The sequence below is a fragment of the Kineococcus sp. R86509 genome, from assembly GCF_042466365.1.
Taxonomy (GTDB): domain Bacteria; phylum Actinomycetota; class Actinomycetes; order Actinomycetales; family Kineococcaceae; genus Kineococcus.
The window spans coordinates 3444506-3463768 of the sequence record NZ_JAXHCE010000001.1 but is presented as its reverse complement, the minus strand read 5'-3'; the positions used below and the strand labels follow the sequence as shown (position 1 = coordinate 3463768).

The 19263-nt window shown below is 72.6% G+C and carries 19 protein-coding genes and 1 pseudogene; 7 read left to right on the top strand and 13 right to left on the bottom strand.

The window, feature by feature from the left end:
• Nucleotides 1–2: 2 nt before the first annotated feature.
• On the bottom strand, nt 3–887 hold the full coding sequence (locus SJY07_RS16880; protein ID WP_328293068.1) for a deoxyribose-phosphate aldolase: 885 nt from the start codon (nt 885–887) through the stop codon (nt 3–5).
• Entirely contained in the window at nt 880–1821 is a 942-nt protein-coding gene (iolC, locus tag SJY07_RS16875; protein ID WP_380162384.1) for a 5-dehydro-2-deoxygluconokinase, read from the bottom strand. Before iolC ends, SJY07_RS16880 begins: the two co-directional genes overlap by 8 nt.
• Before the next feature lie 242 nt (nt 1822–2063).
• Here iolC and SJY07_RS16870 point away from each other — a divergent pair, with 242 nt between their 5' ends.
• Complete coding sequence (locus SJY07_RS16870) at nt 2064–2801, top strand: GntR family transcriptional regulator (RefSeq protein ID WP_380162382.1); 738 nt, start codon at nt 2064–2066, stop codon at nt 2799–2801.
• 3 nt (nt 2802–2804) lie between these two features.
• On the opposite strand, the gene SJY07_RS16865 is transcribed toward SJY07_RS16870, so the two are convergent.
• A complete protein-coding gene (locus tag SJY07_RS16865; RefSeq protein WP_380160660.1) occupies nt 2805–3833 on the bottom strand; it encodes a saccharopine dehydrogenase NADP-binding domain-containing protein in 1029 nt (342 codons plus the stop codon).
• Nucleotides 3834–3909: 76 nt separating this feature from the next.
• Here SJY07_RS16865 and SJY07_RS16860 point away from each other — a divergent pair, with 76 nt between their 5' ends.
• On the top strand, nt 3910–4491 hold the full coding sequence (locus SJY07_RS16860) for a TetR/AcrR family transcriptional regulator (RefSeq protein ID WP_380160658.1): 582 nt from the start codon (nt 3910–3912) through the stop codon (nt 4489–4491).
• Here the strand turns inward: SJY07_RS16860 and SJY07_RS16855 are convergent.
• Complete coding sequence (locus tag SJY07_RS16855) at nt 4458–5930, bottom strand: sugar porter family MFS transporter (RefSeq protein WP_380160657.1); 1473 nt, start codon at nt 5928–5930, stop codon at nt 4458–4460. The genes SJY07_RS16860 and SJY07_RS16855 overlap by 34 nt on opposite strands.
• 174 nt (nt 5931–6104) lie before the next feature.
• Between SJY07_RS16855 and SJY07_RS16850 the strand changes: the two genes are divergently transcribed.
• Both SJY07_RS16850 and SJY07_RS16845 read left to right on the top strand, forming a co-directional pair.
• Nucleotides 6105–6581 carry a heme-degrading domain-containing protein gene (locus tag SJY07_RS16850; RefSeq protein ID WP_380160655.1) on the top strand — a complete coding sequence of 159 codons (477 nt, stop codon included), beginning with the start codon at nt 6105–6107 and terminating at the stop codon, nt 6579–6581.
• 46 nt (nt 6582–6627) lie between these two features.
• Nucleotides 6628–6981, top strand: coding sequence for a VOC family protein (locus tag SJY07_RS16845; protein WP_380160653.1), 354 nt, complete (start codon nt 6628–6630; stop codon nt 6979–6981).
• Between the two features lie 16 nt (nt 6982–6997).
• Here SJY07_RS16845 and SJY07_RS16840 read toward each other — a convergent pair whose 3' ends face one another.
• The 4 genes from SJY07_RS16840 to SJY07_RS16825 all read right to left on the bottom strand — a co-directional run bounded on the left by SJY07_RS16840 (nt 6998) and on the right by SJY07_RS16825 (nt 10101).
• Nucleotides 6998–7366 (bottom strand): hypothetical protein, encoded by a 369-nt coding sequence (locus tag SJY07_RS16840; RefSeq protein ID WP_380160651.1) that lies wholly within the window; start codon nt 7364–7366, stop codon nt 6998–7000.
• Between the two features lie 224 nt (nt 7367–7590).
• On the bottom strand, nt 7591–8481 hold the full coding sequence (locus tag SJY07_RS16835) for an aminoglycoside phosphotransferase family protein (protein WP_380162380.1): 891 nt from the start codon (nt 8479–8481) through the stop codon (nt 7591–7593).
• Between the two features lie 8 nt (nt 8482–8489).
• Nucleotides 8490–9188 (bottom strand): copper homeostasis protein CutC, encoded by a 699-nt coding sequence (locus SJY07_RS16830; RefSeq protein WP_380160649.1) that lies wholly within the window; start codon nt 9186–9188, stop codon nt 8490–8492.
• A 19-nt stretch (nt 9189–9207) separates the two neighbouring features.
• Nucleotides 9208–10101, bottom strand: coding sequence for an SDR family oxidoreductase (locus SJY07_RS16825; protein ID WP_380160647.1), 894 nt, complete (start codon nt 10099–10101; stop codon nt 9208–9210).
• Nucleotides 10102–10185: 84 nt separating this feature from the next.
• Between SJY07_RS16825 and SJY07_RS16820 the strand changes: the two genes are divergently transcribed.
• On the top strand, nt 10186–10749 hold the full coding sequence (locus tag SJY07_RS16820; RefSeq protein WP_328293080.1) for a helix-turn-helix domain-containing protein: 564 nt from the start codon (nt 10186–10188) through the stop codon (nt 10747–10749).
• Between the two features lie 45 nt (nt 10750–10794).
• Here the strand turns inward: SJY07_RS16820 and SJY07_RS16815 are convergent, their stop codons facing one another.
• The 4 genes and pseudogenes from SJY07_RS16815 to purS form a co-directional block, all read right to left on the bottom strand.
• Nucleotides 10795–11874, bottom strand: a complete 1080-nt coding sequence (locus tag SJY07_RS16815; protein WP_328293081.1) for a Gfo/Idh/MocA family oxidoreductase — start codon at nt 11872–11874, stop codon at nt 10795–10797.
• Nucleotides 11875–11919: 45 nt separating this feature from the next.
• Nucleotides 11920–14231 (bottom strand): annotated as a pseudogene (purL, locus tag SJY07_RS16810) (phosphoribosylformylglycinamidine synthase subunit PurL).
• Complete coding sequence (gene purQ / locus SJY07_RS16805) at nt 14228–14905, bottom strand: phosphoribosylformylglycinamidine synthase subunit PurQ (RefSeq protein ID WP_328293083.1); 678 nt, start codon at nt 14903–14905, stop codon at nt 14228–14230. The pseudogene purL and the gene purQ overlap by 4 nt, the downstream one beginning before the upstream one ends.
• Nucleotides 14902–15174: a phosphoribosylformylglycinamidine synthase subunit PurS gene (gene purS / locus SJY07_RS16800; protein ID WP_328293084.1), complete on the bottom strand. Its 273-nt coding sequence runs from the start codon at nt 15172–15174 to the stop codon at nt 14902–14904. The genes purQ and purS overlap by 4 nt, the downstream gene beginning before the upstream one ends.
• Nucleotides 15175–15297: 123 nt before the next feature.
• Between purS and SJY07_RS16795 the strand changes: the two genes are divergently transcribed.
• Both SJY07_RS16795 and SJY07_RS16790 read left to right on the top strand, forming a co-directional pair.
• A complete protein-coding gene (locus tag SJY07_RS16795) occupies nt 15298–16776 on the top strand; it encodes a diguanylate cyclase domain-containing protein (protein WP_380160643.1) in 1479 nt (492 codons plus the stop codon).
• 114 nt (nt 16777–16890) lie between these two features.
• Nucleotides 16891–17778 carry an alpha/beta hydrolase gene (locus SJY07_RS16790; RefSeq protein ID WP_380160641.1) on the top strand — a complete coding sequence of 296 codons (888 nt, stop codon included), beginning with the start codon at nt 16891–16893 and terminating at the stop codon, nt 17776–17778.
• 34 nt (nt 17779–17812) lie between these two features.
• Here the strand turns inward: SJY07_RS16790 and SJY07_RS16785 are convergent, their stop codons facing one another.
• Nucleotides 17813–19246, bottom strand: coding sequence for a sugar porter family MFS transporter (locus SJY07_RS16785; RefSeq protein ID WP_380160639.1), 1434 nt, complete (start codon nt 19244–19246; stop codon nt 17813–17815).
• Between the last annotated feature and the right edge of the window lie 17 nt (nt 19247–19263).

Genomic DNA, 19263 nt, shown 5'->3' with positions numbered 1-19263 from the left:
CCTCAACGGACGAGCGAGACGGCGGTCTTGACGGCGGTGGCGACGTCACCGTCCGGCGGGTAGAGCAACGTCCGGCCCACCGTGAGGCCGCGCACCGACGGCAGCGCGAGCGCCTTGCGCCACGTCGCGAAGGTCTCCTCCGGGGAGGTCGCCGGGTCCCCGCCGAGCAGCAGGGTCGGCAGGGTGGTGGACTCCATGACGCGTTCCATGTCGTCGACGACGGGGATCTTGAGCCAGGTGTACGCCGTCGTGCGCCCCAGGGCCTGGGCCACGTTGACGGACTTGATGACCCCCTCGGCGCTGAGGTCGTGGACGACCTTGCCGCCCTCGTTGCGCGACCAGAAGGGTTCGATCATCGCGATGAGCCTGCGGGCGGCGAGTTCGCTGATGGCGTCGGCCGAGGCCGTCAGCGTCGGCAGGGTGCCGGCGTCGTCGAGGGCGATGCGGGTGAGGAACTTGCCGCCGTCGAGGTTCATGTCCTCGATGGCCTGCGCGTCGTAGCCGGTGAAGCGGTCGTCGAGTTCGAACGCGGCCCCCTGCAGGCCACCGCGGTTCATCGACCCGAAGACGACCTTGTCCTCCAGCGCCCCGAGGAGGGTGAGGTCCTCGATGATGTCGGCGGACCCGAGGAGGCCGTCGACGCCGGGGACGGCGAGCGCCACCTGCAACCGGTCGAGGAGTTCGGTCCGGTCGGCCATCGCCATGGCGTTGCCGCCGACGCCGTTGGCCCCGCGGGCGGGGTGGTCGGCGGCGATGACCATGAGGCGACCGTCGGACCCCAGCACCGGACGTCGCCGCCGCGCCCGGGAGAGCTCGAGGATGCGTTCGGGGTGGCGCGCGCGGATCTCCGAGACCTCGGCGTAGTCCTTCGCGAACTGGTCAGGCACGGGCAGCGACCTCCTCGAGCAGGGCCTCCACCTCGGAGGTGAACGGCATGGCGGTGGAGCACTCGCGCCGGGTGGCGACGATGGCGCCGGCGGCGTTGGCGAAGCGCAGGACCTTCTCGAGGTCCCAGCCGGAGAGCAGGCCGTGGCAGAGCGCACCGCCGAACCCGTCGCCGGCGCCGAGCCCGTTGACGACCTCGACCGGGGTCGGCGGGACCTCGACGAACTCGGTCCCGTTGGGGCCGCGGGTCGCGCCGAGCACGCCCTTGGGTCCCTGCTTGACGATGGCGATCTCGACCCCGGCGGCCAGCAGCGCCTCGGCGGCCCTGCGGGGTTCCGTCTCGCCCACGGCGACCTCGCACTCCTCCTTGTTGCCGACGGCGACGGTCACGTGCTGCAGCGCACGCTGGACCTGTTCGGTCGCCTCGGCCGGGGAGGACCAGAACATCGGGCGGTAGTCGAGGTCGAGCACGGTGAGCGGGGCGCGTCCGCGGGCCTGCCAGGCGGCGAAGTGCGCCCCGCGGCTGGGTTCCTCGGAGAGTCCCGTGACCGTGGCCCAGAAGATGCCGGCCGCGCGGACGGCGTCGAGGTCGAGTTCCTCGGCGCGGATCTGCAGGTCCGGCGCGGTGGGCTGACGGTAGAAGAGCAGCGGGAAGTGGTCGGGCGGGTACATCTCGCAGAACGCCAGGGGCGTGTTGAGCCCGTCGACCCCTGAGACGAACCGGTCGGAGACCCCGAAGTCCGCGAGCGCCTTGTGGATGAACGTCCCGAAGGCGTCGTGACCCGTGCGGGTGATGACGGCCGCGGCGCGACCGTGCCGGGCGGCGGCGACGGCGACGTTGGTCGCACTGCCTCCCAGGTACTTCCCGAAGGTCTCGACGTCCTCGAGGCCCGTGTTGTCCTGCAACGGGTAGAGGTCGACGCCGACCCTGCCCATGGTCACGACGTCCAGCGCGGCCGTGTTGCTCACGCGAGGTCCCCTCCCAGTCCGGATGATCTGTGCCGTTCCGGGCCGCAGCGGCGCGGTGGCAGGGACGAGCGTGCTCCGCAGGAGGCCTCCGTGTCAAGCTTTGTCAGGACAAACGAACCTCCTGACGTGCACACCTCCGGACGGCTACGATGACGGCTCGGCGGCACGGCGATGTAGCTGCGCCGCCCATCGCGACGTTCGGAGCTGTGGTGAACGATCTGTTCTACGACCTGGACCGCTCGAGCCCGGTCCCCCTGTACTTCCAGGTCGCCCGCCAGATCGAGCAGGCCATCGAGGGTGGCAAGCTCCCCCCGGGTTCCCGGCTCGACAACGAGATCCACCTGGCCGACCAGCTCGGGCTGTCCCGCCCGACGATGCGTCGCGCGATCCAGCAACTGGTCGACAAGGGCCTGCTGGTCCGCAAGCGCGGCGTCGGCACCCAGGTCGTGCACGGTCAGGTGACCCGCCCCGTCGAGCTGACCAGCCTGCACGACGACCTGGTGCAGTCGGGACAGCACCCGGCGACGCAGGTCCTGCTGCACGAGATGGACGGCGCCGCCGACGACGTGGCCGGCAGTCTCGCGATCGCCCCCGGGACCCCCGTCCTGCACCTGCGCCGGCTGCGGACCTCCGGCGGTGAACCCCTCGCGGTGCTGGAGAACTGGCTGCCCGCCCCCTACACCGACCTGACGCTGGAGGCCCTCACCGAACGCGGCATGTACCAGTTGCTGCGCAGCCGCGGGGTGGGGATGCGCGTTGCGCGGCAACGGATCGGGGCCCGCCGGGGCAACGCCGAGGAGTGTTCGCTGCTCGACGAGCGCCGGGGTGCGCCGCTGCTGACGATGGAACGCACGACCCACGACGACTCGGGCCGCGTCGTCGAGTACGGCCGCCACGTCTACCGGGCCAGCCGCTACGCGTTCGAGGTCACCCTCGTCGACCGCTGACGCTCAGCCGTCGATCAGCACCGCGCCGGCGGCCTCCGCGAGTCCGGTCCCGAAGAGTTCGACCGGGGTGAAGGCCCCCGGTCGTCCTTCCCCGGCCGCGAGCCGCAGCGCGACCTCGGTCGCGGCGGCGACCGTGAAGTCCATGGCCTCCTCGGCCCGCAGCCACGCCGTGCGGGTCGTGCCGTCGGGCCACCCGACGCGGGCCCGGGCCCAGGTGTGGGCGCGCGGGCGCGGAGTGGCCTTCATCCGGATCCGGGCCAGCGCACGGGCCGCCACCCGGGAGACGGGCCGCGTCGCCAGCACCGGCGCGAGGGCGCGCAGCACCCCGGCCGGGACCCCGGTGGGGACGAGCGCCGAGGCCGCGGTGACGTCGTCGGTACGGCTCAGCCGTCGGGCGGCGAGCAGTTCCCCCGACGGCAGGGTCCCGGTGACGACGGAGTCGCCGTCGGGGGTGGCGACGCGTTCGGGCTCGCGTCCGAGGGTGCCGGCCTCGGAGAACCCGCGGACGATCGTGCGGGCCAGCGCCTCGCCCAGCCGCCCCTCCTCACCCGCGACGGAGGCGATCGCGTCGATCCGCACCCGGCTCGGGACCCCGCGCCCCTCCTGTCCGGCGAGGGCCGCCCCGAGGGCGGCCTGGGTGCCGAGCACCCCGAACCCGGCACAGCCCACCGCGGTCCGCCCGGTGGCCACGAGGGCGTCGTGACGGTCCAGGACCTCCTGCAGCGCATCGGGTTCGTTGCCGACGTCGACGTAGTGCGTGCCGGGCGGGCAGGCGTCCAGCACCGGGCCCGCGGTCTCCAGGAACGGGCCGACGGTGTTCACCACGACGGCCGGCCCCGCCTGGGCGATCGCCGCCAGCGCACGGGGCGTGTCGGCCTCGAGGACCCGGACGTCACCGCTGATCCCGAGCGCCTCCAACCGACCGCGGTCGCGGCCGACCAGGACGACGGGACGCCCCGTCGCCGCGACGTGCTGCGCGACCCGTCGACCGACCCGGCCGGTGGCCCCGAGGACCCACACCTCTGCACTCACGTGTTCCTCCTGATGACATGGCGTGTCATGACCATAGCCGTGATGACATGCCGTGTCATCCCCGTACGATGACGGGGTGGGCCGATGGGAACCGGGGACGCGGGAACGTCTGGAGCGCGCTGCCCTCGAGCTCTTCGTCGAGCAGGGTTTCGCGGAGACGACGGTGCCGCAGATCACCGCGCGGGCCGGCCTCACCACGCGGACGTTCTTCCGGCACTACGCCGACAAGCGCGAGGTGTTCTTCGCCGGCGAGGACGAGGTCCTCGCCTCCGTCGCGGGCCACCTGGCCACGGCCGACCTCTCCGACGGGGCCCTGCCCCGCCTGCTGGCCGACCTGCCCGGCGTGGCGCTGGCGATGTTCGGCGACCGCCGCGAGGAACTCCGGCTGCGCCGCGGCCTGGTGGCCTCCGACGAGGGGCTCGTCGAACGGGAACTGCGCAAACGCGCCGCCCTCACCGCGACCGTCCAGCGCGGCCTCCTGGACCACGGGGTGGCCCGGGAGGAAGCCGCGCTGGCCGCGGGGATCAGCACGGCCCTCATGCACACCGCCGTCCAGGCCTGGCTCGACGGGGCGGAGGGCACGATCGACGTCGTGGTGCGTCGCACGACCTCGCAGCTCGTCGATCAGCTGGCGAAGTCGCGCACCTCCTTGTCGTAGATCCGGCCCGAGGTGACCGCGTCCTCGAGTTCCTCCAGCGTCCGGCCGCGGGTCTCCGGGACCTGGGTGTGCACGAACACCAGGGCCAGCAGGTTGATGACGGCGAAACCGAAGAAGCACCCGGTGATGCCGACGGACGCGACCAGCGTCGGGAAGTACAACCCCAGGAACGCGTTGGTCAGCCACAGGACGAACACCGACGTCCCCATGCCGAGCGCCCGCATCTTCTGCGGGAAGATCTCGGACAGGGTGACCCAGGTGGCCACGTTGAGGAACGTCTGCATCGACCCGACGAAGGCCACCACGAGGAACAGGATCACCCACGGACGCAGGGCGTTGCCCACCGGCAGGGCCAGCGACGCCGCACCGATCAACAGGTGGCAGACGGTCGTCAGGGTGTAGCCGATGACGAACGTCTTCCGGCGGGAGAAGCTGTCCATCATCCGCAGCGCGATGAGCGCGCCGACGACGGCGATGATCCCGGGCGCGATGTTCACGATGAGCGCCGTGCTGTCGTCGAACCCGGCCTCCTTCAGGATGGCCTGGCCGTAGTACATGATCGAGTTGATCCCCGTGAGCTGCTGCGCCACACCGAGTCCGATGCCGATCAGCAGGATCCGCCGCAACCACCGGTTGGACAGGATCTGGCGCCAGTCCAGGGCGACGCGCTTGGAGTCCTCCCACGTGGCGTCGACGATCTGGCGCGCCTCGGCCTCCGCCCGGCCGGCGGGACGGAGTTCGCGCAGGACCTCGACGGCCTCGTCGAACTTGCCGTGGTCGATCAGCCAGCGCGGGGACTCCGGCACCCGCAGCATCCCGACGAAGAGCGCGATCGCGGGCAGGGTGACGAAGGCCAGCATGATGCGCCAGACCCCGCCGTACTCGCCCCACACGTTGCCGACGATCGCGTTGACGACGAACGCGGCCAGCTGGCCGATGACGATCATCATCTCGTTGCGTCCCGACAGGGACCCGCGGATCTCGTAGGGCGCGAGTTCGGCCAGGAACACCGGCACCACCGTCGAGGCGGCCCCGACCGCCAGGCCGAGGAGGACGCGGCCGACGACCATGACCGCGAAGGTCGGCGCGAACACGCAGACCAGGGCGCCGACGAAGAAGAACGCCGACATCAGCAGGATGGCCTTGCGCCGGCCCCACGCGTCGGAGAGCCGTCCACCGGTGATCGCACCGACGGCGGCGCCGAAGAGGAGCGAACTGGTGACGACCCCCTCGGTGAACGCGGTGAGCCCGAGCTCCTCGACCATCGGGTCGAGGGCCCCGTTGATGACGCTCGTGTCGTAGCCGAAGAGCAGGCCGCCGAACGTCGCGACGAGGGCCACCACCCCGAGCCTGCGGCGGTACGGACCTGCGCTCAGGGGCGGCAGCGCCGTCCCCGCTCCTCGTCCGGACGGGGCCGACTGGCCCTGGGTGGTCGACACGGGAGAACTCCTTCGTTCCGGATGCACCTCGGCCGGAACCGTAAGCGGCTGCTCGTCAAGATGTCAAGACAAAGTAACCTCACGCGACCCTCCACCCCTCCGACGAGGCGGCCGGCGCGGCCGCGCGAGAGGATCACCGGGTACCCGCAGCCACCGCGATCCCTGGGGAGTCCCGTGAACGACGCCGACCTGCTCGCCCGCCTCACCGCCGACGAGGAGGAACTGGTCCTGGACCGGTTCGACGAGGACGACGCGTGGCGCCTCGGTTCGCTGCTCGTGCAGCGCGGGCGGGCCGAGGGACTGCCGCTGGCGCTCGCGATCCGCCGCAACGGTCAACGCCTCTTCCACGCCGCGTTGCCCGGTTCCGCCGCGGACAACGACCGCTGGCTGCAGCGCAAGATGAACGTCGTGGACGCCTTCGGCCACTCGTCCTTCCTGGTGGGGACGCGGTGGCGCCTCAGCGGGGCCGACTTCGACGTGGACGCGCGGCTGGACCCCCGCGAGTTCGCCGCGCACGGTGGGGCGTTCCCGCTGCGGGTGCGCGGGGTGGGCGTCGTCGGGTCCGTCGCGGCCTCGGGGCTGCCCCAGGCCGAGGACCACGCGTTCGTGGTCCGCGTGCTGGCGGAGTTCCTCGCCCCCACCCGGCCCTGACGACCGGGGGCGATGAGTTCCGGGCCGGCGGGAGGTCGTGACCGGCATGAGGATCGACCACGTCCTGGCCGTCGCACCCGTCACCGACCTGGCGGCGGCGACCGACTGGTACACGCGCCTGTTCGGCCGCGTCCCCGACAACCGCCCCATGGAGACCCTGGTCGAGTGGCGGCTCACCAACACGGGGTGGCTGCAGGTCTTCCGCACCGGCGGCTCCCCCGGGACGACGACCGTCAACCTGGCCGTCGCCGACCTCGACGAAGCGCTCAGCGAACTCCGGGGGCGGGGACTGCAGCCCGGCGAGGTGCTCGAGGCGAGCAAGGGGGTCCGGTTGTCCGCGCTGAGGGACCCGGCCGGGAACACGGTGACGCTGATCAGCGGGTTCCGCGTGGAGTACTGACCCGTCGTCGCCCGCCTCAGAGCTCGATGCCGCGCTCCAGGACGGCCAGCAGGCGACGGGCCATGGCGAGGTTGGCGCGGGAGCGGTCGAGCACGAGGTAGAGGAACAGGCCCTGGCCGTTCGTGCTCTGCAGCAGGCGGAGCAGGTGGAACTGGGTCCCGAGGGTGACGAGGATGTCCTCGGGGGCGTCGTCCAGGCCCAGGCGGGCCAGGGTGCGCAGTTCGGCGCGCACGACGTCGGTGTTCCCCGCGGCGGCGACCTCGAGGTCGAGGGTGCCGCCCCCGGCGGAGCCCAGGGTCATGCCGGACTCGTGGTCGACCAGCAGGGCCGCGATGGCACCCTCGATCTCGAGGGCGTTCTTCAGGGTTTCGTTGACGTTGCTCACGGCGGTGCTCCTGGGTTCGAGGGGGCGAGGCGTTCCGGGAAGTGGTGGGCGGGGCTGCTCGCCCCGACACCTCAACCATGGCGCGGTGACCGTGAGTGTTCAACCAGCGACTCTGTGGTTACCCCCAGTGGCAGAGCGACCCGCTTCTGGGCGGGTGAGACCCCACTGGGCCGGACGGGTGAGAAGGGTCCCCTCACCGCCCCGGAACCGGGCCCGGCGCGGGCTCAGACCAGCGGATCGGCCACGATCCGGGCCAGCGTCGAGCGCCCCAGCGCGCTCATCCGCGGGTTCGTGACCTCGTAGTACCAGACGAGACCCATCGCCTGCTGGAACGCCCACGCCTGCGACCGGACCCAGGCGAGCCCGTCGCTCCCGACCGCGGTCCGGAACTCCTCCCGCTCCGGGTCGTCGAAGAGGTGCCACCCGACGACCAGGTCGAGCGCGGGGTCCGCCGGCGCGAGGCCCCCGACGTCGAGGACACCGGCGAGGCGCCCCGCGGCGACGAGCACGTTGCCCGGGACGAGGTCCCCGTGCACGACGACGTCAGCCGACACGTGCGGCAGCCGCCGGAACCCCGACCACAGCGCCCGCAACCGCGCGACGTCGAGGAGGTCGCGGAGGTCCTCGCTCCGCTCGAAGCACTCGGCCATCCACGCGTCGTGCGCGTGCAGGTCACCCCCGCGACCCGGACCGGTGAAGCGCCTGCCGTGCAACGGGAGGGAGCGCACGTCGCGGACGAACCCGGCGAGGTCGCGGGCCAGTTCCGCGCCGTGGGCCACATCGACCTCGTCCGCGGTGGTGCCCGGCAGCCAGGTGAAGACCGACCACTCGAAGGGGTACCCCTCCCCCGGCGCTCCGAGTGCCACCGGTTCCGGGGTGGGGAACCGGGTGACCCCGAGGAGCTCGCGGGCGGCCTCGACCTCGCGGCGCACGAGCCCGGCCGCGCCGGGGTGCAGCGGCAACCGCACCACCCACCGCTCCCCCAGCCGGAACACGGCGTTCACCGTCCCCGGTCCATCGAGGGCGCGGACCGGTTCGTCCCGCCAGCGCGGGAACTGCCCGGCCACGAGCCGCCTCACCAGCTCGGCACTCACGTAGACCTGGTCCTCGTGCATCGGCAGCGTCACGACATCGCCCCCACGGCCGCGGTGACGAGGTCCGGATCGGTCCGGTACCGGGTCCCGAACCCCGCGTCGGCGGCCAGCAGCGACCGGGCCGAGAGGTGGACGGCACCCACGCCGGTGGCGGCCACCAGGTCCGGGACCCGCCCGGGACGCACCCCGCCGCCCGCCATCACCGTGAGCCGGCCGGCCGCCGCCACGACGGCGCGGGCGATCCGGTCGGTCCCGTCGTGGGCGGAAGACGCACCCCCGGACGTGAGGACGCGGTCCGCACCGACGGCCAGGAGGTCCTCGACGCCGGACTCGACGTCGGGGTTCACGTCGAAACCCCGGTGGGCGGTGAGTTCCGCACCCGCGGCGACGTCACGGAGGCGACGCAGGGCGTCGAGGTCGAGACGTCCGTCGGACCGCAGCGGCCCCACGACGATCCCCGCGGCGCCCGCCCCGAGCACCGTCCCGGCGTCGCGCAGGACGATCGCGAGGTCGTCCGCGTCGTGGACGAAGTCGCCCGGCCGGGGCCGGAGCAGGACGTGCACCCCGACCGGTCCGGCAGCCTCGACCGCCCGTTCGACGAGGCCGAGCGACGGGGTCAGACCGCCGACCTCCAGGGCCACGCACAACTCCACCCGGTGCGCGCCGGCGGCGCGGGCGACCCGCACCCCGTCGACCTCGGTCACGGCCACTTCGACGACGGTGCTCACGCCCCCACCCTGTCGGGCCTCAGGCGAAGTAGCCACCCCCGGCGAGGTCCTCGCCCAGCGTCGGACCGGCCGGTTCCCAGCCGAGCAGGGCCCGGGTCCTGAGGCTGGAAGCCTGCAGGTCGAGCGCGAAGAACGTCCCGATCCAGCCGAAGTGGTCGGTGGCCGCTTCCGGGGCGACGGGGACCACGGGGAGGTCGAGCCCCGCGCCGATCGCGGTGGCGATCTCCTTCGTGGTGATCCCCTCCTCGGCGACGGAGTGCAGGACGCTGGCGGCGGGGGCACCCTCGACGGCGAGACGGACCATGCGGGCCGCGTCGGTGACGTGGACCGCCGACCAGTGGTTCGAGCCGTCACCGACGTACCCGGAGGAACCCGCCGCCCGTGCGGCGGCGACGAGGGCGGCGATGAAACCGTGGTCCCCGGCGCCGTGGACGGTCGGGGCGAACCGGGCGGCCAGGACCCGCACCCCCTTCTGCGCGTACTCGAGGGCGAGGTTCTCCGCCCCGCCCCGGAAGGAGTCGAGGCCGTACGAGGGGTTGACGTCGTCCTCGGTGCCGGCCCGGCCCCGGGCGATGCCACCGAGGCCGCTGGCCATCAGGAACGGTCGGTCGGAACCCACGAGGGTGTCCGCGATCGTCTGCACCGCAGCACGTTCGGCGGCGTTGGAGACGGCCGGGTTCGCGAAGTCGTGCTTGTTGGCGAGGTGGACGGTGCCCTCGGTGGACTCCGCGCCGCGGCGCAGGGCGTCGAGGTCGTCGAGGTCGCCGCGCAGGACCTCGGCCCCCTTGGCCTGCAGCGCGGCGGCGGAGGCGTCGGAGCGCGCCAGGCCGAGGACCTGGTGCCCGTGGGCGAGGAACTCGTCGACGGTGTGCGAACCGATCCAGCCCGATGCTCCGGTGATGAAGACGCGCACGTGGTTCTCCTCAAGTAGTGATGTCAGCTTGCGACATCACCGTAGCGCTCGATGTCAGGTTCTGTCATCACCTAGGATGGGGACATGGCACGGTGGGAACCCGGTTCGTCGCAGCGGTTGCAGCAGGCGGCCCTCGACCTCTTCGACGAGCAGGGCTACGAGCGGACCACCGTGGCCGAGATCGCGGCCCGCGCCGGGGTGACCGAGCGGACGTTCTTCCGCTGCTTCAGCGACAAGCGCGAAGTGCTGTTCGCGGGCAGCGAGCGACTGCTGGAGGAGTTCACCCTCGCCGTGGCGAACTCCGCCGCCACCGCCCCCGCCGAGATGGCCGCGGACGCGCTGGCCGGTTCGAGCGAGTTCTTCGGCGAGGAACGCCGGCCGTGGGCCCGGCGCCGCGCGGCGGTCGTCTTCGGCCACCCCGCGCTCGCCGAACGCGAACAGCTGAAGATGAGCGCCCTGGCGACGGCCGTGGCCGCTGCCCTGCGCGAGCGCGGGGTCGACGAACCCGCGGCGACCCTGCTGGCGCACTCCACGATCACGGTGTTCCGGGTCGCGTTCGAGACCTGGATCGCGGACGACACGGGCCGGACGATGACGCAGATCCAGCAGGAGTTGTTCGCGGCCCTGCGCCTCAGCCTGGCCGGCTGAACCGGCTGAACCAGAACCCGCCGGCCCGGCGCGGCGCGGGCGGTCTCAGCTCCAGGGTTCGCCGCCGACCCGGACGTCGGCGTGCGCGCGGGCCGACTCGGCCATGGCCAGGCTGATCGCGTGGTCCTGGCAGGCCTGCGCCAACGGGTACGGCTCATCCCCCTCGCCGCGCGCCCAGGCCCCCGTCCGGGCCAGGAGTTCGGCCACGGCCACGTCGTCGTCGCTCATCCGCGTCCCGGCCCAGGCGTTGCGGTGCACGACCCGGCCGTCGAGGGCGATCGTGTCGAGGTCCACGCCCTCGAGGTTCAGGTCGATCCCGCGCCGCCGGTAGGAGAGGAGCGAGGTGACCGGGGTGACCGGGTCGACGAGCCGCGTCACGGCGTCGTCCGCGATCTCACCGCGGGTTCCCCGCACCAGGAGGCGACGGCCCCGCAGCGGGTTCCACCACTGGTTGTCGGTGAAGTCGTAGAGCCCCGTGCGGCCGCCGAAGTCGAGAGTCGCGAGGGTCGTCGTCGCGTCCCGGGGTCGCGCCGACGGGTCCCACCCGGCACCCGAGAGCGGGTCCAGGAGCGGGGCGGTGAACTCGCGGGCGTTCACGACGACGTCCTCCGTCCCGACGCCGAGGAGGCCTCGGACCAGCGACACCGCGTGGTACATGTGCGTCGAGGAGATCTGCACCGACGTCGGTTCCCCGATGGTCCCGTCGCGGACGACGGCCAGCCGGGCCGCGTGACCGGGCATCAGCAGGTACTGCTCCGCCACCTGGACGCGTCCGGAACCGCCGACGTCGTGCCACAACGACCGCAGACCCTCGACGTCCGGGGCGGGCGGCGTCTCGGCCAGGACCGGCACGCCCGCCGCGACGAGTTCGCGGACGAGGTCCGGCATCGCGGCCCAGGGCACCGACGCGATGACGAAGTCGGGCCGCTCGCGCAACGCCTCCTCCAGGGTCAGCACCGCGGGAACCCCCCACCCGGCGCTGATCTCCTCGGCACGACCGGCGGTGCGGGTGACCACCGAGGTCACCCGCAGCCGGTCGGGCGCCATCCGGGCGAGGCGCACGAAGAACTGCGACCTCCACCCGCTCCCGACGACGGCGAAACGGGTCGGGGCGGGTGGGGTCACAGTTCCTCCTGCGTTCGTCCCACCGGGCGGTGGGTGGGTGGGGACTCAGCCGAAGTGCCGGGGCAGCGTCCCCGTGTGCGCCTCGCGGAGTTCCGCGACGGGAACCTGGAACCGGCCCTGCACGTCGAGCAGGCCGGGCACGCTCCCGTCGCCGTCGTCGGTCACCCCGATGCGCACGTGCGCGAGACCGCGCGCGGTGCACATGTCGGTGAACCGGATCTCCTCCTCGCGCGGCACGGACACGATCGCCCGGCCGGCCGACTCGGAGAACAACGCGGTGAACGCGTCGATCCCGTCGCGGTCGAGGAGTTCGTCGAGCCACACCCGTGCGCCGACCCCGTACCGCAGGACGGACTCGACGAGGGCCTGCGCGAGGCCACCGTCGGACAGGTCGTGGGCGGCGTCGATCAGACCGTCGCGCGAGCACTGCACGAGGATGTCCCCGAGGAGCTTCTCGTGGGCGAGGTCGAGCACCGGCGGCAGGCCGCCGAGGTGACCGTGTTCGGCCCAGGCCCACTCGGAACCACCGAGTTCGTCGCGGGTGGTGCCGAGCAGGTAGACGTTCTGCCCGGACTCCTTCCACCCCGACGGGGTGCGACGACGGACGTCGTCGAGGACGCCCAGGACCCCAATGACCGGGGTGGGGAGGATCGCGGAGTTCAGACCGTCGTCACCGGTCTGGTTGTAGAGCGACACGTTGCCACCGGTGACGGGAACCCCGAGTTCCTCGCACGCGAGCGCCAGACCCTGCACGGCCTCGGCGAACTGCCACATGACCCCGGAGTCCTCGGGCGAACCGAAGTTCAGGCAGTCGGTGACCGCGAGGGGTTTCGCCCCGGCCGCGGCCACGTTCCGGTACGCCTCGGCCAGCGCGAGCTGGGCCCCGGTGCGCGGGTCGAGCCGCGCGAACCGGCCGTTCCCGTCGAGGCTCAGCGCGACCCCGAGGTTCGTCTCCTCGTCGACGCGCACGACACCCGCGTCGTCGGGGGTCGCGAGCGCCGTCCCCCCATGACGTAGCGGTCGTACTGGTCGGTGACCCACGCCCGCGAGCAGAGGTTCGGCGAGGCGACCATGCGCAGCAGGGTGTCACGAAGTTCCACGTCGGTGCCGGGACGGGGCAGGGAGTCGGGGGTGTTCGCCTGCAGCGCGTCCTGCGACGCGGGACGTTGGTAGGGGCGTTCGTAGACCGGGCCGTCGTGGGCGACGGTGCGCGGCGGGACGTCGACGACGGTCTCGCCGTGCCACTGCACGACGAGGTGGGTGCCGTCGGTGACCTCGCCGAGCACGGCGGCCTCGACGTCCCACTTCGCGGTGACCGCGAGGAACTCCTCGACGTTCGCCGGCGTGACGATCGCCATCATGCGTTCCTGGGACTCGCTCATGAGGATCTCCTCGGGCGAGAGCGAGGGGTCGCGCAGCGGGACGCGGTCGAGGTGGATGACCATCCCGCCGTCACCGGCCGAGGCCAGTTCGCTCGTGGCGCAGGACAACCCGGCCCCGCCGAGGTCCTGGATGCCCTCGACCAGACCGGCGTGGAACAGGTCCAGGCAGCACTCGATGAGCACCTTCTCCTGGAACGGGTCCCCGACCTGGACGGCCGGCCGCTTCGAGGGGCCGGTCGCGTCGAACGTCTCGCTAGCCAGCACCGAGACGCCGCCGATGCCGTCGCCGCCGGTGCGGGCGCCGAAGAGCACGACGAGGTTGCCGACGCCACGGGCGTTGGCCAGGTGCAGGTCCTCGTGGCGCAGCGAACCGATGCAGAGGGCGTTGACGAGGGGGTTGCCCTGGTAGGTCGGGTCGAAGACGACCTCGCCACCGATGTTCGGCAGCCCGATGCAGTTGCCGTACCCGCCGACCCCGGACACGACGCCCGGGACGACGCGGGCGGTGTCGGGGTGGTCGATCGCCCCGAACCGCAGCGAGTCCATGACGGCGATCGGGCGGGCACCCATGGCCATGATGTCGCGGATGATCCCGCCGACGCCGGTGGCCGCACCCTGGTAGGGCTCGATGTAGCTGGGGTGGTTGTGGGACTCGACCTTGAAGGTCACGGCCCAGCCCTGACCGATGTCGACGACCCCGGCGTTCTCGCCGATCCCGACCATGAGGGACGTCTTCATGTCCTCGGTGAGGTGGTCGCCGAAGGTCTTGAGGTGGACCTTGGAGCTCTTGTAGGAGCAGTGCTCGCTCCACATGACCGAGTACATCGCGAGCTCGGCGCCGGTGGGGCGGCGCTGCAGGATCTCGCGGATCCGCTCGTACTCGTCGGCCTTGAGGCCGAGTTCCTTCCACGGCTGCGGGTGGTCCGGCGTCTGCTCCGCACGACCCACGGTGTCCAGGGCGGTGAGCGTGCTCACGCGAGTGCCTCCAGTCCGGCGCTCAGCACCGAGGTGAACAGGCCGAGGCCGTCCAGTCCCGGACCGAACAGTTCCTCGACGGCGTGCTCGGGGTGCGGCATGAGCCCCACGACGTTGCCGCGTTCGTTGCTGATCCCGGCGATGTCGCGCATCGACCCGTTGGGGTTGCCGTCGAGGTAGCGGAAGACCACGCGGCCCTCCCCCTCGAGGCGGTCCAGCGTCGCGGTGTCGGCGACGAAACCGCCTTCGCCGTTCTTCAGCGGGATCGTGATCTCCTGTCCCGCCGCGTACGTGGACGTCCACGCGGTGGCGGTCGACTCGACCCGCAGCCGCTGGTCGCGGCACAGGAACTTCTGGTGGTCGTTGCGGACCAGCGCACCCGGCAGCAGGTGCGACTCGCACAGCACCTGGAAGCCGTTGCAGATGCCCAGGACGGGCATCCCGCCCCCGGCCGCGCGGACGACCTCGGCCATCACGGGCGCGAAGCGGGCGATCGCGCCGCAGCGCAGGTAGTCGCCGTAGGAGAACCCGCCCGGCAGGACGACCGCGTCGACCCCGTGCAGGTCGGCGTCGGCGTGCCAGAGCACGACGGCCTCGCCGCCGGCGAGACGCACCGCGCGACGGGCGTCGCCGTCGTCGAGCGACCCGGGGAAGGTCACGACGCCGATCTTCACGCGGTGACCTCGGCCGGGGTGCCGGAGGCGTCCCGGACGCTGACGACGTCCTCGATCACGGGGTTCGAGAGCAGCGTCTCGGCGGCCTTCCGGGCCTGCTCGAGCACCTCGGGGGTGACCTCGCCGGCCACCTCCAGCTCGAAGCGCTTGCCCTGACGGACGCTGGTGAAGAGATCGAACCCGAGGCGCGGAAGGGCGCCGACGACGGCCTTCCCCTGCGGGTCGAGGATCTCGGGTTTCGGCATGACGTCGATGACGACGCGGCCCATGCGCGGCGCTCCTTCGAGGAGGGGGGAGATCGGCGTGCTCAGGCTACCGCCGCCGCGGAGGCTCAAGGACCGCCGCGCTCCTGCCGACCAGAGGACGTGGACACCGCTCGCGCCCGACGCCGTGTGAGCACGTCCGTGCTCTTCGACGTCGGTGTCTTCGCGGCGGGACTGCTCGTGCTGGTGGGCGCCGCCCTGTGGTGGCACGCGACCGGGGCCAACCGGGACGTCTTCACGGCGCTGGCCCTCTGCATCCCCGTCGGCTGGGTCCTCACCCGCTTCCCGCTGATGGTGACGAGCGTGGCCACCGGCATCCAGGTGCCCTTCGCCCCCGTGCTGCTGTTCTACCTGCAGACCTTCTACGACACCCCCGTCGCGCTGCTGGCCTGGCCGCTCACCGCGCTGCCCGCGTACCTGGTCGACCGGCGGGCCTGGACGAGCCGGCTCTTCAACGCCGGTTCCTCGATCGTCTCCAGCCTGCTCGCGACCCTGGTCGTCGCCGCGCTGCAGCCGCTCGACCCGGTCCGTCCGGCGCAGCTGTTCGCGGTGCTGGCCGGGGCGGCGACCTACTTCGCCGCCGACACCCTGCTCTCGGCCGTGTCCATCGCGATCGAGTACCGCCGGACGCTGTTCGAGGAACTGGCCGACCCGGGCGCGCTCATCGGTGGGGCGCTGTTCCTGCTCGTCTCCGTCCTCGGCTACCTCGCGGCGGCCGTCAACATCGCGATGCCCACGTGGATCGCCTCGCTGATCCTCGTGCCCGGGATGGCCGTCGTTGTCGCGGCGTGGGCGTGGCGACGCGCCCACCAGAGCCGTGCGCAGCAGCGTCAGCTGTTCGAGGCCGCCGTCCGCATCCACGCGGTGACCACCGCGGACGACCTCGTGACCGTGCTCGAAGCACAGCCCGCGACGCTGGTCTCCGGCGGGCGCCTCGCGGTCCGGACCCAGCCCCCCGGTCCTGGCGAGGTCGGGTACGAGCTCGGCGACGAGGACCCGCTGCGCTGGATCGTCGCCCCCCGGGCGAGCAACCGGGAGGGTCAGCAGTTCGACGAGGTCGCCCTGGCCTCGCTGGGCTCGCTGGCCTCGGCCGCGCTGGTCCGGCTGCGACTGGCCGCGGAGGCGGAACGGCTGGCCCTCGTCGACCCGCTGACCGGGCTGCCGAACCGGCGGGCCTTCACCAGCCGGCTGGAGCAGGCCGTGGGCGCGGAGTCGGCCATCGCGGTCCTCTTCGTCGACCTCGACGGGTTCAAGGCCGTGAACGACACGCTCGGGCACGCGGCGGGTGACGAGCTGCTCTGCGAGGTCGCGGACCGGCTGCGCAGCGCGGCCGGGGCCGGCGGTTTCGCCGCCCGGCTCGGGGGCGACGAGTTCGCCCTGGTCCTGCCCGACCTCTTCCCCGGGGTCGCCGACGACACGGCCGAGGCCGTCGTCGTGGCGCTGCGCACGCCGTTCCTGCTCTCCGCCGGGCCGGCCACGATCAGCGCCAGCGTGGGGCTGACCGCCTTCGAGGACGGCGACGACGCCGACTCGCTGCTCTCCCGGGCCGACGCCGCGATGTACGCGGCCAAGCGCTCCGGCGGCGGGCGGTGCGTCCTCGCCGAGTGACGACGGGCTGCGGGACGGGAGGCGGGACGGGCGGCGGGACGAGGTCCTGGGGAGTCCTCGCGGAGATCCGGTGACCGGCACCCCTCGACGGGGGTGCCGGGCCACCATCGGAGAGTGACGACCTCGACGCGGCGGGCAGTGCTCGCGACCGGTGCCGGTGTGCTCGTCGTGGGCGGGGCCGCGGTGGCCCTGGAGGTCCGGCCCGTCCGGAGCCGGATCCGGACGACCCTGGGCATCGGGCAGGTCGCGGACCCCGTGCCGTCGGCCGGGGCCGGGGAACCCGTCTTCGCGACCTTCGACTCCGCGGCCCGCGCTCGCCCGGTGACCTGGGGCTGGGCGACTCCCCCGGGCGTGGCCCCGGCCGGTCTGCCGGTGCTCCTCGTCCTGCACGGCCGCGGTGACGACGCGCGCGCCGCGTTCACCCAGCTGGGCGTCCACCAGTTCCTCGCCGCGCACGTCGGGGGCGGTGGGTCCCCGTTGGCGGTGGTCTCCGTCGACGGCGGGTCGAGCTACTGGCACCCCCGCGCGAACGGTGACGACCCGCTCGCGATGCTGCGCGAGGAACTGTTCCCCCGGCTCCACGACACGGGGTTCGACCTGTCCCGCTGGGCGGTCGCGGGGTGGTCGATGGGTGGCTTCGGCGCCCTCCTGCTGGCCCGGGAGGTCACCGCGGGACGGTTCCCCACGTCGGGGGAACTCGTCGCCGCGGCCGCGGGGAGCCCGGCGTTGTTCGCCTCCGCCGGGGCGACGTCGGCGGGGTCCTTCGACGACGCCGCCGACTGGCGGGAGTTCGGCGACCTGGTCCCCGGCCCGGCGACGGGGTCGGTCGCGCTCTCGGTGTCCTGCGGGGTCGACGACCCCTTCCGGGAGCAGACCGAGGCGTACCGGGCGGCCTGCGATCCCGCCCCGGCGGGCGGGATCGGCGACGGCGCCCACACCATGGGCTACTGGCGCAGCCTGGTCCCCGGGTGGTTGCGGTTCGTCGACGCGCGGCTCGCGTGAACCGTCACCGGGCGGACGATCACGGGGCGGACGATCACCGTGCGGACGTCTTCTCGCGAGCCTGCGCGAAGTCGCGCGGACGGAACCGGCCCTCGTGCAGCCGGCTCTCGATCTCCTCCAGGCTGTGCCCCGTGAGCTCGGGCATCTTCCGGTACAGGAAGACGAACGAGACGACGTTGAACGCGGCGTAGAGCCAGAACGTCTGGCCCGTGCCGATCGTGTCGATGATGCTCAGCAACGACAACGTGATGAGCAGGTTCGTCCCCCACAACGACGCCGACTGGGCGGCGGCGCCGGCGGACCGGGTGGCGAGCGGGTAGATCTCGGAACCCGTGAGCCAGCCCATGAGCTGGATCCCCCCGGCGGTGAAGGCCATGAACGCGACGAGGGTGGCCACGATCCACGGGACCTGCGCCTTGCCGTCGTGGCCGGTGACGAAGAACGTGCCCAGCACGATCAGCGACAGGGCCGCCCCCGGGAGCGTGATGAGCGTGAGCCGACGCCGGCCGACCCGGTCGATGATGGCGAGGCCGATGAGCTGGGTGAGCAGGTAGGTGGCGCCGAGGGCGACCGAGACCTGCAGCGCGGCGCTGTCGGAGAACCCGTTGTCGGTGAGGATCGTCGGGGAGTAGTAGACGATCATCTCGATCCCGGACAGCTGGGTGAAGATCGCCAGCCCGCAGCCGACGATCAGCGCCGGCCGCACCCACGCCTCGCGCAGTCCCCGCCAGCCCTTGGTGCTGGCCTCGCTCTCGGCGTGCACGAGCCCGCTGATCTCGCGCAGTTCCCCGTCCACGTCGGCGCGGTCGGGACGGACGCGCTCGAGCGCCTCACGGGCCCGGTCCTCCTGGTCCGACTTCAGCAGCCAGCGCGGGCTCTCCGGCAGGCGGAGCATCAGCAGGAACATGATCGCCGCCGGGACGGAGGCCGCGCCGATCGAGATCCGCCAGTCCACCTTCTCGCTGGCTCCGACGATCGTGGCGATGAGGATGCCGACCCCGATGGCGATCTGGAAGCACAGGACGAGGCGACCGCGGTACTTCGTCGGCGACAGCTCGGCGACGAAGGTGGGGGCGGTCTGGGTCGCGCCACCGACGGCGAACCCGAGCACGAGCCGCGCGAGGGAGAGGGTCACGGGATCGGGGGCCAGCGAGGCACCGAGCGTGCCGATCACGAAGATCACGGCCACGACGAGCAGGGTTCCCCGACGGCCCCGGCGTTCGCTGAGCCGACTGCACGTGAGGGCCCCGACCACCGCGCCGGCCAGGATCGAGGCGGCGATGACCTGTTCCCAGCCGTTGCCGGTCTCGAAGTCGTCACTGATCTGCAGCAGGGCACCGGAGATGATGCCGGTGTCGTAGCCGTAGAGCAGACCCGAGATGGCCGACACCAGGGCGACCACCACCACCGCACCGGTCAGGCCACCACCGCCGTCCGCGGCACGATCCGACCCGTGGTGCTCGGTCATGGGGTTCCTCCGACGTC

Bases quoted from the DNA above. Each gene is read 5' to 3' on its own strand.
- SJY07_RS16835 (WP_380162380.1), bottom strand. From the start codon at position 8,481: ATGCACGAGGACCAGGTCTACGTGAGTGCCGAGCTGGTGAGGCGGCTC.
- purS (WP_328293084.1), bottom strand. From the start codon at position 15,174: ATGGGCCGCGTCGTCATCGACGTCATGCCGAAACCCGAGATCCTCGAC.
- SJY07_RS16845 (WP_380160653.1), top strand. From the start codon at position 6,628: ATGAGGATCGACCACGTCCTGGCCGTCGCACCCGTCACCGACCTGGCG.
- SJY07_RS16785 (WP_380160639.1), bottom strand. From the start codon at position 19,246: ATGACCGAGCACCACGGGTCGGATCGTGCCGCGGACGGCGGTGGTGGC.
- SJY07_RS16820 (WP_328293080.1), top strand. From the start codon at position 10,186: ATGGCACGGTGGGAACCCGGTTCGTCGCAGCGGTTGCAGCAGGCGGCC.
- iolC (WP_380162384.1), bottom strand. From the start codon at position 1,821: ATGGGCAGGGTCGGCGTCGACCTCTACCCGTTGCAGGACAACACGGGC.